The following is a 14,745-nucleotide window of genomic DNA, read 5'->3' as shown; positions in this document are numbered from 1 at the left end:
ACGCCACTGGACAACTTCGCGGGTGGCGCGCTAGAATCCTCGCAAAGCTGGCACTGAACATGCTTAGGAGATTCCGGGTTGAGCGCTATCGTCACGAACGATCTCTGCAAGGTGTACCGGGCCATCGGAAAGTCGCCGGTGAAGTCGCTGGATGGCCTCGATCTCACGATCGAGGAGAACGAAGTCTACGGCTTTCTCGGGCGCAACGGCGCGGGCAAGACGACGACCATCAAGATCCTCTGCGGGCTGCTGAAACCGACCGGTGGCGAGGCCTTCATCTTCGGCAAAAGCGTCCGGACCCCAGAGGCCCGGCGCCTGGTGGGCTACCTGCCCGAGCAGCCCTATTTCTACGAATACCTCACGCCCCGCGAGACCATCGACTTCTACGGGCGCCTGCAAAAACTCTCCCCCGCGGAGCGCCAGAGGCAGTGGGACAAGCTCTCCGAACTGCTCGACCTCCGCGACATCGCCGAGCAGCGGGTCAAGGGCTTCTCCAAGGGCATGCGCCAGCGGATCGGCTTCGCCGTCGCGCTCGTGGGCGATCCGCCGCTACTCATCCTCGACGAGCCCATGAGCGGCCTCGACCCCGTCGGCCGCCGCATGATTCGCGACCTGATCATGCGGTGCCGGGACGAAAAGAAGACCATCTTTTTCAGTTCCCACGTGATGGGCGATGTGGAACAGATCTGCGACCGGGTAAGCATCCTCGTGAAGGGCAGGCTGACGCACCGCGGCCGCATTGACGAGTTGCTCGGCCACCACGTGAAGGCCGTCGACGTCATCGCGGAGGGGCTGGACGAGGCCGGTCGCGCCGCGGTGATTGCCCTCGCCACAAAGCATCGGCAACTCGACGCGCAGGATATCTTCACCTTCGCCGATCGGGGCGAAGCCAATGAGGGCGCCCGCCTGATCTATGAGCGGGGCGGGACCCTGGTCGAGTTCCAGACCATCAAGGAAACGCTGGAGGATTTCTTCCTGCGGCAGCAGGAAGAAGGCGCGCTTCCCGCAAGTGCATTGCCGCCCGCGGAGAGGGCCATCTGATGCGTATACTCGCCATTGCCCAGAACACGTTTCGCGAGTCGATCCGCGACAAGGTCCTCTACGTGCTCCTGTTCTTCGCCGCCGTGACCATATTCGGATCGAAGGCCCTCGGCTGGATCAGCATCGGGCAGGACATCAAGATCGTGAAGGATATTGCCCTCGGCGCCACGTCCATCTTCGGTATCCTCATCGCCATCTTCGTGGGAACGAGCCTCATTTACAAGGAAATCGACAAGCGCACGCTCTACACGATCCTCTCGCAGCCGATGCACCGCTACGAGTTCGTCGTGGGAAAATACCTCGGCCTGATGGCGCTGCTCGCGGTCGTCACCGCGATCATGGCCGCCGTCTCATCGGTCTACATCCTGCTCCTCGGCGGATCGCTCACCACAACCTATTTCCTGGCCATCCTGCTCATCTACTGGAAGCTCATGCTGATCACGGCCTTCGCCATCCTGCTGTCGGCCATGACCTCGCCCATACTCGGCGCGATCATCGTCTTCTCGGTCGCGGTCTTCGGCCACGCCACCGAAGTCTTCCGCGACCTCCCGCCGCAGTTCGACGGCACCTTCGCGAAATCCATGCTGGAGGCGGCCTACTACGTCATCCCGAACCTGAGCAACTTCGACATCGCCCGCGAAGCCGCAAACGATGTCGCCGTCTCCGGGGCCTATGTCGTCTGGGCCATGTCCTACGGCCTCATGTACACCGTCATGCTCCTGATCCTCGCGGCGCTCGCCTTCCAGGAAAAGGACGTCTGACGTGCGCGCGCGGCTTATCGCCATAGCCTGCGCGGCGGCCCTGTTCGCCGGGGCCATTTTCTCCCAGCGCCAGGCGAACTCCGCCCGCGCCTTCGAATCGGGCGACGAACTCCTCTACCTGCCCAACGCCAGGCTCCTCAAGCACTTCACCGGCGGCATGAACCACATCGTCGCCGATCTCCTCTGGCTCCAGTGCATCCAGTACATCGGCAAGGAAAGCAAGGGCGATCGTAAGTTCACCTGGCTCCAGCAGATGCTCGAAACCATCGTCCAACTCGACCCCTGGTTCGACGACGCCTACCGCTACGGCGGCATGTTTCTCGCCGCGCTCCGCGCCGACGACGACGCCGGCATCGACCTCCTCGAGCGCGGCTTCATCGCCAATCCCGACAACTTTCAGCTCCCCTACGAGCTCGCCATGATTTTCCTCCTCAACCGCAAGGACGAGCCAGGCGCAAAGGAGCGCGCCACCTACTACCTCAGCCTCGCCGCCGCCATCGAGGGCTCCCCCGAGTTCATCCGCAATCTGGCCACCCAGCTGCACGGCCAGTATGACCTCGCCGACGTCGAGCGGGAAATGTGGGCGCGCCTCGCCGGCAGCGAAGACACCCTGCTTCGCGAACTCGCCGCGCGAAAGCTCGTCGAGATGGATATCATCACCGCCACCGAGCAATTGAATCAGGCCGTACTCGCCTTCCGCCAGCGCACGGGAGAATTTCCCGAGAGCCTCGACGAGATGGTCCAGGCCGGCATTATCCAGCCCCTGGGGCCGGACCCGCTGGGCGGGCGCTTCTTCCTCGCCGCCGACGGCGTCATTTACAACACGACCACCCTCGAAGAATTGAAGGCCAACCGCCTGAAGATACTGCGCAACCTGCTCGACGGATACGAGAAAGACAACGGCCACTGGCCCGTTTCCCTGGATGAGGTCCTGCGCGCGGGAACGATCCCCGCACTACCCGAGCACCCCTACCCCGGCCAGGACTGGACCTACAATCCCGCCACCGGTATCGTTGAGTAGCCCGGAAGCCACGATTTTGCGCGGGCGCGCCCGGAACGGTACCATGCAGGCGTACCCGCACGGCCTTTCCCGGCTGGATGGTAGCCGGGAACATTGCGCGCCGTGGCCGGCATTGCGGCGCCGGACGGGAACCCGATAGAAAGTGAGTCCAAGATGAGCATTCCCCCGTACGTGAAGCACCATGGCCTGATCTCCTGGGTGAAGGAGATGGCCAACTTGTGCCAGCCCGATTCGGTCTACTGGTGCGACGGGTCGCAGGCCGAGTATGCCCGGATCATGGCGGAGATGGTCGGCTCGGGCATGGCCATCAAGCTCAACGAGGAAAAGCGCCCCAACAGCTACCTGTTTCGCTCCGACCCGAAGGATGTGGCGCGCGTCGAGGACCGCACCTTCATTTGCAGCCGCCGCCGTCAGGACGCAGGCCCCACCAACAACTGGGTCGAACCCCACAAAATGAAGGCGACCCTCGACGGGCTCTTCAACGGCTGCATGCAGGGCCGCACGATGTACGTCATCCCCTTCTGCATGGGCCCGATCGGCTCCGATATTGCCGAGATCGGCGTCGAGATCACCGACTCCCCCTACGTCGTCGTCAACATGCACATCATGACACGCGTCGGACGCGCCGTCGTCGGCGAGCTCGGCAAGCACAATGAATTCGTCCCCTGCATGCACTCCGTGGGCATGCCGCTCACCGGCGGGCGTAAGGATGTCGCCTGGCCCTGCAACAACGACGACAAGTACATCGTACACTTCCCCGAGGAGCGCAGCATCTGGTCCTTCGGCAGCGGCTACGGCGGCAACGCCCTCCTCGGCAAGAAATGCTTCGCCCTCCGCATCGCCTCCTGCATGGCCCGCGACGAGGGGTGGCTTGCCGAGCACATGCTCATCCTCGGCGTCACCGCGCCCGGCGGCGAAAAGACCTACATCGCCGCCGCCTTCCCCAGCGCCTGCGGCAAAACGAATTTCGCCATGATGATCCCCCCGGAGACCTTCTCCGATTACAAAATCTCCACCGTGGGCGACGACATCGCGTGGATCAAGCCCGGGCCCGACGGCAAACTCTACGCCATCAACCCCGAGGCCGGCTTCTTCGGCGTCGCGCCCGGAACCTCCTTCGATTCCAACCGCAACGCCATGGCCAGCGTCGCCCGCGACACCATCTTCACCAATGTCGCCCTCACACCCGAAGGCGACGTCTGGTGGGAAGGCATGACCCCCACACCGCCGCCCAACCTCGTGGACTGGCGCGGCGACGCCTGGACTCCGGCGAGCGGCGCACCCGCCGCGCACCCGAACGCCCGCTTCACCGCGCGCCTCTCCAACTGCCCCTGCGCCGACCCGGCCTACCTGGACCCGCGCGGTGTCCCCATCGACGCCTTCATCTTCGGCGGGCGCCGCAGCTCCACCGTCCCCCTCGTCATGCAGGCCTACAACTGGAACTACGGCGTCTACCTCGCCGCCACCATGGGCTCGGAGACCACCGCCGCCGCCGCCGGCTCCGTGGGTAACGTCCGCCGCGACCCCTTCGCCATGCTCCCCTTCATCGGCTACCACATGGCCGATTACTGGAGCCACTGGATGGATATCGGCCGCACCATCAACAACCCGCCCCGCATCTTCGGTGTGAATTGGTTCCGCAAGGATCCGGACGGCAAGTTCGTGTGGCCCGGCTTCGGCGAAAACGTCCGCATCCTCAAGTGGATCGTCGACAAGGTGCACGGCCGCGCCTACGCCGAGGAAAGCCCCCTCGGCTGGGTCCCACGCTACGAAGACATCGACTGGACCGGCCTCGACTTTACCGAGAAGCAGTTCGACGAGATCATGTCCGTCGACCGAGCCAACTGGGAAGCCGAAATCCTCTCGCACGAAGAGCTCTTCATCAAGCTCTACGATCGCCTCCCCAAGGAATTCATGCTCATGCGCCAATTGGTCCTCAGCTCGCTCTGGCGCGCTCCCGAGCACTGGGAGCCCACGCACGTGACCGCCCCCTACGTGCAATAGCCCGCGCAAAACCGCCTTCCTTCGCGCCACGCGATCGCCCCACGCGCCCGCCGAGGGGCGTTCGTGCGTAAGCTCCGAGAACTCGCGACCCGGAATTTTCAGACCTACCTTGTCCAAACGTAATTCTTTAGCTGTATGGATTTGAGTAGCAGTTGAACCACGAATGGACACGAACGGACACGAATAAGTAACCGAAATTCAGTTCAACCAGCCTTTTCCCAGGCCCACAGCCAAGCATCCAAGTAACGAAAAACCTGATTGGCCGCAGAGAACATAGATCAACCTTTCGCCGCAACGAAGGAGTTTTTCCAAAGATCCGCGCAGCCGCCGCCTGGCCTCAACGACCGGAACGCCTTTCTATCCGTGTCATCAGTGTAATCCGTGGTCACAACTCCTGATCAAGGCCAGCCGCTGCTCCCGGCGCATTCGTGTGCATTGGTGTTCATTCGTGGTTAAGGATGCCCTCTCGATCATCCACCCAATCCATCCGCGTACAAGAAATCACCCTATGCGTTCTCTGCGCTCTCTGCGGTCAAATCTTCGTCTCTCTTTCTCTTCGTGAGCTTCGCGCCCTTCGTGGTGATCATTTCTTTGGTTGCGGCCCAGGGCTGCTCTAAGTTCATTCGTGGTTGAAAATCTTCTTTGCTTCAGACGGCTAAACTGTTACGTCCAAACCAAGTTAAAGCATGCCCCGAGTATGGGAGCGTCAAAGGCTGGGAGCGCGGGCGTCCCCGCCTGCCAGGCGGCGAAGCCGCCGTCCATTCTCATTCCGAATCCTCGACACAGTGCGTCGGGCGACGGCGCCCACACAACGCCACCAACCGGTGACACCATCCCCGCGCCCCATACAAGTCCTCCAAAATCCCCCCCCGCATGCGTTATAGTGGAGGAAGTGGCTGAACCATACCCCCGCGAGGAGAGCTGAAATGTTTTTCCGGCACATCACACGCGCCGTTCTGTTGCTGATCGCCGTAGCCGCCGCCGCGCAGGATCCCCCGGCCGGCGTCCCCCTCGATCCGGCCCAGCAGCAGATTCGAGACCGCTACGAGCAGGTCCTCGCCCGAAACCCCTACCAGGAACAGGCCTTCGACCGCGTCTACGACGCCTGGCTCGTATCCGAGGGTGTCGACGCCTGGCTGAAACGCCTCGAATCCGGCGACAACGGCATGCCGTACGAGGCGCGCCTGATCCTGCGCGGGCGCATCCTCGCGCGCCAGCTGCGTACCGGCGAGGCCATCACCGCGTTCCTCGAAGCCCGCGCCGAGGGGGCAAGCGACCCCGCGCTGGACAAGATGCTCGGCCAGCTCTACTACGACGCGGGGCGCGACGCCGAGGCCATTGAGGTGTTGTCCGCCGCCCTCGAGTCCGTCGAGCAGCCGGAGGAGCGCGCGCGCCTCAGCCGCCTCCTCGGCAACGTCTACCTCCGTTCCGGAAACCAGGACGAGGCCATCGCCACGTGGGAACGCCTCGCCGACGCCGCGCCCGGCGACCATTTCGCGCTCCAGGAACTCGCCGAGCTCTTCGAGGCCAACCGCCTGTGGGACCGCGCCGCCGCGACCTGGGAGCGCCTCGCCGACGCCGCGAAGGACGACCCCTACCGGCAATGCAGCGCGCTGCGTTCGCTCGGCCGCGCGCGCGCCGCCATTCCCGATTACCCCGGCGCCATCGCCGCGTTTGAAGCGGGTCTCGCGCTGGCCGCGCCCGGCAACTGGCTGCACGCCGACCTGAAGGACCGCCTCGTTTCGGTGTACGAGGCCCAGGGCGATCTTGCAGGGCTCGTGGCGTATCTGGAGGCCCGCGTGGAGGCGAACCCCCAGGATCTGGAATTCCAGGAACTGCTCGCACAGATCCACCTCCGACGGGAAGAGCCCGACGCCGCGGAGGCCACCGCCCGGGCCGTGATCGATCGGGCGCCCACCCGCCAGAGCGCCTGGGAGTTGCTGCTGCGCATTTATGAACAGGCCGGGCGCCTCGACGAAATGGCGGCGGCTTATGAAACGCTGATCGACCGCTTCCCGAACGATCCCGACTTCCTCCGCCGCCTCGGCGAAGCCTGGCTGCGGCACAATCAGCCGGAAAAGGCCCTGGAAGCCTGGGCGCGAACCGCCGCCGGTGACGCGGCCACCGCCGAGGACCACGCCCGCCACGCGGAATGGCTTGAACGGCGCGAGTTCTACCCGGAGGCCGCCGCCGCCTACGCCCGCGCCCTGGCATTGCGCGCGGACCGCGAGTGGCGGCTCCGGGTCGCGTCCATCCAGTACGCACAGGGCGAGGAAGACGCCGCGCGCGCCGCTTGGGAGGCCGCCGTCGCCGCCGGGGACACCCCCGCCGAGGCGCTCGCCGAGGTGGCCGGCATCCTGGCCTCGCACGACCTGGCCGAGGACGCCCTCAAGCTCTACGACCGCGCCATGAACCAGGATCCGGACAACCTCGACTACGTCCTGTCCAGCGCGCGCCTGCGGGTCGCTTCCGGCGATGTCGAGGGCGCGATCCCGCTGTTCGAGCGCCTGGCCGAAGCGGAGGATCAGGCCTTCTTTCAGGACCGCGGCGAACAGGGCCTCCTGGACGCGTACGCCGCGCTGGAAACGCTCGATGAACGGCGTGAGGCCTGGGAACGGGAAGTGGCCGCCTCGCCAGAGGCCGTCGCACCGCGCATGAGGCTCGCCCGCCTCTACAGCCGCATGGGCAACCGGCCCCGCGCCGCGGCCCTTTACGCCGAGTGCGCGAAACTCGACCCCGGCAACATCGAAATCAAGCGCCGGCTTGCCGAGGCCCTCCGCATGAACCGGAAAACCGCCGAGGCCGCCGCCGTCCTTGAGGGCCTCATGGTGGCCGACCCCGCCCGCGCCAACGGCTACCTGCGCGAACTGCTCGGCCTCTACGCCACCGCCGGCGACCGGGACGCGGCCATCCGCGCCGCGGAGCAGCTCGTGGAGCGTGCGCCGGGCAGCGCCGAGGCCCGCGCCGAGCTCGCCGCGACCTACCTGCGCTACGGCGAAGCCGAAAAGGCCCTCCAGCAATTCCGCAACCTCATCCAGATCGATGGCGACGAGCCCGCCTACTACCGCGACTTCGGCGACGCCCTCCTGCGAACAAACCAGTTTGGCGAAGCCGCGGACGCCTTCCGGAAGATGCTGGAAACCAGCCAGGACGCGCAGCGGCCCGACGCCGTATCGCGCCTGGCCTCGGTCTATGTCCGGATGGGTCAGGCCGACATCATCGTGCGCGAGTTCCAGGACCGGCTCCGCAACGCGCCCCGCGATCTCGGGGCCTACCAGGAGCTCGCCGCCGCCTACCGCGCCGCCGGCGATCGCCCCGCCGCCTTCGCCGCGCTCGAAAGCGCCCGCGGCGTTGTTGAGGACGAAGCGGCCCTGCTCCGGCTCCTACTCGCCGAGGCCTACGACAACGGCGACTACCGGAAGGTCGTGGAAGCGCACACCGCCCTCATTGCGCTCTCGGGCCAGCCGTCCGTCTTTGAATTGGATCGCCTCGCGCAAGCGCATGCGCGGACGGGCGACCTCGAGGCCGCCGTCTCGGTATGGGAGTCCATCGCGGAGGAAAACGCGGAAGACTCCGCCGCGCAGGTCATGGTCGCGCGTTCGCTCTTTGAAAACGGCTATTTGGAGCGCGCCCGCGATTTCATCCAGCGCGCGCTCGCGATCGATCCCTACGATTACAACCTGCGCTACCAGCACGCCGTGGAACTGCTCAACAACAACCTGCCCGACGAGGCCGTGGCGGAACTCAAACGCATCCTCGAAATCGGCGAGCGCCCGGAACCCGAAGGCGGCCAGGGCTCCGCACAGCCCGCCCCGGGAAGCCCCGCGCCATCACCGCTCGCGCCCGCGTTCGTCTCGCCGCATATGCCGTACGGCGGCTTCGGCGGCGGCAGGCTGGGCGGCTTCAGCCAGGGCGGCTTCGGCGGCTGGAACACGTCATCCTCCGCCTTCCGCCCCATGCCCGTTGCGCGGATGGGCGGCCGGAATGTCTCCGGTTTCGACGCCATGCGCAGCCAGGTGCTCCAGCTGCTCGTCCAGATCGCCCGGCAAACCGGCGAACAGGATACCCTGCTCGCGGAGTACGCGGAGCGCGCCGAAGCCAACCCCGACAATATCGACGCGCGCTTCGACTACCTGGCGGTGTGCGAACTGGCCGGGGACAACAAGCAGGCCCTCGCCGTCGCCCGGGGGCTGGCCGAAATCTACCCCGAAGACACCGACCTGCGCTGGCGCCTGGTCCACCTGACGGAATCCGTGGAAGACATCGACGGCGCCATTGCGCTCGCGCAATCGCTGGCCGCCAGCGAGGACGCCGGCGCCGCCCGGCGGGCCATGTTCCACCTGCTCGGGCTGTATTTCGCCCGGGAAGACACCGAGGAAGCCGCCGAACTGGTCGACCGGCTTGTCTCCTTCGCCCCGGAAGATCCGCATCTCCACCTCGAGCTCGGCTACCATCTGAGCCGCTTCAATCGCCACGACGAGGCCGAGGCCCAATTCGAAAAGGCGGCCGCCCTCAATCCCGCGCTCCGCCGCCAGATTAACAACCAGCTCGCCCAGACCAGCCGCATGCGTGGCGAAATCGGTCGCGCCCGCGAACTGTACACCGATCTCCTTTTCGCGGAAGCGGATCCCGCCGCGCCCACGATGGCCCAGCGCCCTGCCCGAATGCACATGCCCCGGATCGACGGGCGGCCCTGGATCTCGTCCGGTAACTTGGGACAAATGTTCGGGGTGAATTTCGTTCCACAAGATCATGGGCGCCTTCAGGCCTTTCAATTCCTGGTTCAGATGGATACGGATGGCGATAAACTGGAGCCGATCATCGATCGCCTTCGCGAGGAGGCGCGCGCCTATACCGCGGCGAATACACCCGAAGCGCAGGCCCGCGCGGCGGGTTTCGTCGCCTTCTATATCGCTTCGCAATTCAATTCCGCCGGCCCGGAGGCCGCGCTTGCGGAGGTGGATTCGCTTCTTGAAGCGCGCCCGGGCGACTTTCTGCTAATCAATTTCCGGGCACTGTTCCTCGATGTGCTCGGCCGCCACAACGAAATGGCGCCGCTCTACGACGCCCTCGAAAAAGATCCGGCGCTTCGCCCGGCCGACATTGCCCAGGCGCGGCTGCACCTCGCCCTCGCGCGCAATAACCATGATGAGGCGGTGTCGCACTACCGGAATTGGATGGCACTCGGCGGAAACACCGCCTATCTCAGCCGTGTCGTCCGCGCGCTCGAACAGGGGGGCGCGCCCGATAAGGCCCGCCTCCTGCTCGAAGAAGATCTGGCGCGCGCCCGGCGTCCGGAGACGCTCGCCCTCCTGTCGCAGGCCCATACCCGCGCGGGCGAACACAAACAGGCCATTACGCTGGCCCGCGAAGCCTGGCAACTCCAGTCCGCCGGCGCAGGGCGGCTCGGCCCCCGCCACCCGAGTTTTGGCTACCAGCACCAGAACCTGAACCTCGGCTCGCTGGGCCTTCAAGCGCTGCACCCGCTCTGGGATGCCTCGGAGAAAGCGGGGCAAATGCCCGCACTCATCGCTTCGTTTGAAGAACAGCTGGCCGGCCAGCCCAACGCGGTGACCCTGCACATGGCCCTCGTCGGGATTCACGCGCAGAACAAGCGGCCCGATCTCGCTCTCAAGCAGGCCGGGGAATTGCTGGCGCGCCGCCCGAACGACGCCCAGATCGCCCTGCTACACGCCAGCCTCCTGGAGGCCAACGGCGAAAAGGAGGCCGCGCTCGCAAAACTCGAAGACCTCGCCCGCGCAAACCCCGGCAACCGTCGCGCATTCTCCAACGAATTGCAGCGGCTCTACCAGGAACTGAACAAGACCGAGGACCTGGAGGCGCTTCGGGATCGCCTGATGGAGGAGGCGCGCGACCCCGCGCAGATGCACGAACTGGCCCAGCGCTTCGCGCGCGATCAGGAATGGGGAAAAGCCGCGGAGATGCTGGAGCGCGTCCAGCGGATTCACCCCGAAAACCAGATGCTCTTCGCCCAAATCGCCGACTACTACTGGCGCGGCGGCCAGCGGGACAAGTCGATCGCGGTCTGGCGGGACTTCCTCGAAAAGGATGAGCACAACCTCGATGCGGGCGTCCACGGCGCCCCCTTCGCCACGGCGGTTTCGCGCTTTGCCCAGGCCGGCGCGCTGGCGGATCTCAAGGCCCGCGTGGAGGCCGGACGCGCGGCGGATCCCGACGCCCGCCGCTGGGCGCTTATGGCCGCCATGATCGCGCAGCATGAAAAACGCTACGCCGACGCGCGCACCGATCTCGAAAAGTTGCTGGGCGGCCAGGACGAGCCCGGTATACGCCGGTTGCTGTCGGACCTCGCGGAAAAACAGGGGAAATGGGACGAGGCCCTCGCCTTCGTGGATCAGCCGGATCCCGCGCGTGGCGGCAGGGACTATCAGCGGCTTGCCGCGCTCTATCTGAAGAAAGGGGACCCCGACGGGGCCGTGGCCCAATACAAATTGCAGGCGGAGCATCAGGCGTCCCCGCACGTGCACATTCAGGCCATCGAAAGCCTGATTCGCGCTGGCTACCACAGCCCCGCCGAGCGGTATTTTCTCGATATCGCCCCCCGAATGCCCAGATCGGACTGGACATACCGAAACCTCGGCGAGATCATTATCGAGGAGCATGTCAAACGCGAAAACATTGCCACGTCGACCATCGACCTCCTGTTCGATCAGGCCAGCCAGTACGGAGGGCAGTTTGCCGAAAAACTCACGCAGGACTACCGCGATTTTCCCCCGCTCGCGCTCGAACGCCTGGCCCCCATCGCCGCGCGCCATCCCGAAAATCCCGGCATCCAGCTGCGCATGGTGGATATCTACGAGCAGCTCGGCGACTACGGCCGGGCGGTCGAAATCATGGAGCGCCTTCCCGAGGAATCGCGCGAGATCCAGCGATACCAGCGCCTGCTTGAAGTCGCCGGGCGGCCCGAGGAACGGAAGGCCGCACTCGCCAGCTGGCTTAACCGAAACGAGAGCCCGCACCATTCCTACGCGCGCTACGCCGCCGAAGCGTACCGCAATACCGGCGACTTCGAAGGCCTTCGCGCCCTGCGGGACGCCGTCCTGGAAAAAGCCCCGGCGTCCGCCCGGCCGATGCTCGCCTCCGCCTTCGACAGTGAAGTCCCCGGGCGCGATCCGGGCGCCGCGCTCCGGGATGCCTGGGAGGCGAATCGCGACGCCCAGGGCCTCCGGCGCTACATGGATTACCTCGAACAGCGGGGAGACTGGGAGGCGGCGGCCCGGGCCTTCCGCGAATACCGGGGCGCGGGAGGCGCGGAGGGCCTGGCGTTCAATGACGCATCGCGGATCGCGCGGGTGCTCATTGCCGCGGGCGATCACGAGGCCGCCTGGCAGCTCGCCTGGGAGACCGCGCGCCGGGAAGAAAACAACTACGATTTCAGCTCCCATTTCCGCATGGCCTTCGAAAAGGCCCGCGAGCATGCCGCCCCCGCCGAGGCCGCCCGCGCGCTCGTGGAAGCCGCGCGAGCCCAATCAGTACTCACCCTGAACGAACGCGTCTTCCTCGCGGGCCTGGAAGCCCACCTCGGGCATATGGCGTCCGCGCTCGAATGGCTCGATGTTGAGGTCAAGGATTTCCGCGTCGCCCAGGGGCGGGACGCCGTCCTTAACGAGCTCCCGCCGCCCCTGCGCGAGGCCCTCAATCCGAAGCGGCCCGAAGATCCGTCCGAAAACACCCGGGAAGCGGTCCAGCAAGCGATCAACGAGGCCCGCCAGGCCGCCGCCCGCGGGGGTGCGCCCGTTGAAATGCTCGACCAGATCGAATTCAACGATGAAAACGCGGGCTACCGGCTGCAGCGCGCCGTGCTCTACCGCCGCGAGAAAGCCTGGGAAAAGGCCATCGCGGACTGCCGCGCCGTGCTGGAGGCCGAACCCGCGAACACGGAGGCCGCCATGGTCCTCGCCGCTTCCCTGGCGGGCGTTGGCTCGTACGCGGAAGCCATGGATCTCTGGCGCACCTTCGGTCCACGCCATGGCGGGCGCGAGGGCATCGCCCTGGCCCAGCTCCTCATGGAAAACGGCCAATTCGACGCCGCCCGCGAAGTACTGGAGACGCCGGCGACCTTCCGCACCCGCGACACCGAGGCGGATATGCTCTACGCCGAAGTGCTCTTCAAAAGCGGGGCCGCCGCCGAAATCCCCGCCGCGATGGAAGCCCGCCACGCCGTCCGCTCGGGCGAATCGCGGGAACAGTTCGAGCGCGACTATGGCCGATTTCTCGCAGAGGGCGCGCGCTGGCGCGATTTCGCCGCACAGGCCGCATCCGGCGAGTTTCCGTCGCTCTCCGGCGCCCTGCTGGTCGTCTCGAAACAGCTCCGCGCCGCCGATGGAAACGGTGACGCCCGCGCCGAAGTGGCCGCCCTCCTGGAGCCCGTCGTCTGGGCGCGCGCCAGCCAGGTCGCCGAGTACAGCGACCTGTTTCATTCCCTCGGCAACCTGCGCGCCGCCGCCGCCGCGCTCGTCGCCGGATTCCCCGCCGCCCGCTACGATTCGCGTGGACTTGGCGATCTGATCTACCGGCTCACGCAGTCCGGCGCCGCCGGCGAGGCCGCCAAAGCACTTCTCGACGCGTCCGAGCGCTACCCCGAACTCTTGAGCCATCCCTACCGCGCGCTCGACCTCATCGCCAAGCTCCCGGAAAGCGAAACCACCTTGGCCCTGCTGGATCGCCTCCAGGCCCTCAGCTACCCGGATGCACAGCGCGACTACAACCTGGCCTGGATCGCGCGCGCGCGCGGCGAACAGGAAGACGCCCTCGCCCGCTACCGCGCCCTGCTCGACTCCCCGGACTTCCAGGAAAACTGGGTCGACGAATTCGCGGGCCTCTTCCTGGACGCCGGACTGCCGGAAGACGCCGGCGCCGTCTACGATCGCGCCCGGAACAACCCCGCCTTCAGATCCGACGTGCGCGATCACGCCGCGGAAGTCCGCATCACCCTTCACCTCAAGCAGGGCGCCGTCACCGAGGCGATCCAGGTTTTCGCCGAGATGCTCCCCGCCCGCCAGGAACGCGTGGCGAATGCCCGGGACGCCATCCTCGCCAATGCCGTCCCGGAGCGCTGGGACGCGGCCGACACGCTTCTGCGCTCGCTCATCGAGGCGGACCCCGCCCATCACCGCGTCTCCGATCTGATCGCCCTTCGCAGCCGCTTCGCCCGTCTCGCCGGCGCCACGCCCGAACCCATCGACCCCGACGCGCTAGGCGCGCCCGCGCACGAAGCCCACGAAATCGCGCTGTGGACCGGCCTGGTCGACGCCTGGCGCCTCAGCGATCCGGCGGCGTTGCCCGATTGGGAGACCATGGCCGCCCCGCTGGACGCGCCCCTGGCCGCGTGGCTGCGCGGTGAGTCCGATGGCGCCGCCCTGGCCGGCTGGCGCGAAGTGGGACCCCGAGCGATCTGCCCGGTGCTGTCGCCCGGAAGGCTCTTCGTGGACGGGCGCGGCCACCTCAGCAACCACGCCGCCTACGCCGCCGCCGAAGTGGAAAGCCCCGACGAGCGCGCCGTGACCTTCGCCCACGGCAGCAGCGGCTGGACCCGCATCTGGGTCAACGGCCAGGAGGTCCACCAGAATCCCGTCTCGCGCATCTGCCTGATCGATCAGGACCGCATCGAGGTCCCCCTGCGCGCGGGCGTGAACCGCATCCTCGTGAAAACCGCCGTCCGGCATGGCGACTGGGAATTCGCGCTTTCCATTCTTCGCGGCGCGGAAGGCCTGACCATCCGAGCGCCCGAAGTCCCCCAAACGGAACCCCAAAACCCCGAATCCACCCCGCCCGAAACCCCAATCGCCAAGGCGGTCGATCCCTGATCCCAACAGCCCATGGCTTCACAGCCTCAACCAAGGCAACCGTCATCGCTGCGACCGCGGAGATCCAGAAATG

At 66.3% G+C, this 14,745-nt stretch carries 5 protein-coding genes; all 5 read left to right on the top strand.

The annotated features are described in order from the left end of the window. Positions 1-78: 78 nt before the first annotated feature. Complete coding sequence (locus KF886_17810) at positions 79-1,041, top strand: ABC transporter ATP-binding protein (GenBank protein ID MBX3179214.1); 963 nt, start codon at positions 79-81, stop codon at positions 1,039-1,041. Continuing rightward, positions 1,041-1,802, top strand: a complete 762-nt coding sequence (locus KF886_17805) for an ABC transporter permease subunit (GenBank protein ID MBX3179213.1) — start codon at positions 1,041-1,043, stop codon at positions 1,800-1,802. The genes KF886_17810 and KF886_17805 overlap by 1 nt, the downstream gene beginning before the upstream one ends. Position 1,803: 1 nt before the next feature. Beyond that, positions 1,804-2,823, top strand: coding sequence for a hypothetical protein (locus KF886_17800; protein MBX3179212.1), 1,020 nt, complete (start codon positions 1,804-1,806; stop codon positions 2,821-2,823). A 153-nt stretch (positions 2,824-2,976) separates the two neighbouring features. Continuing rightward, positions 2,977-4,827 carry a phosphoenolpyruvate carboxykinase (GTP) gene (locus tag KF886_17795; protein MBX3179211.1) on the top strand — a complete coding sequence of 617 codons (1,851 nt, stop codon included), beginning with the start codon at positions 2,977-2,979 and terminating at the stop codon, positions 4,825-4,827. Positions 4,828-5,753: 926 nt separating this feature from the next. Continuing rightward, entirely contained in the window at positions 5,754-14,672 is an 8,919-nt protein-coding gene (locus tag KF886_17790; GenBank protein MBX3179210.1) for a tetratricopeptide repeat protein, read from the top strand. The last annotated feature ends 73 nt before the right edge of the window (positions 14,673-14,745 follow it).

The sequence above is a fragment of the Candidatus Hydrogenedentota bacterium genome (assembly GCA_019637335.1).
Classification (GTDB): Bacteria; Hydrogenedentota; Hydrogenedentia; order Hydrogenedentales; family JAEUWI01; genus JAEUWI01.
The sequence above is the reverse complement of the archived record's forward strand: the minus strand, read 5'-3'. Positions and strand labels throughout refer to the sequence as shown.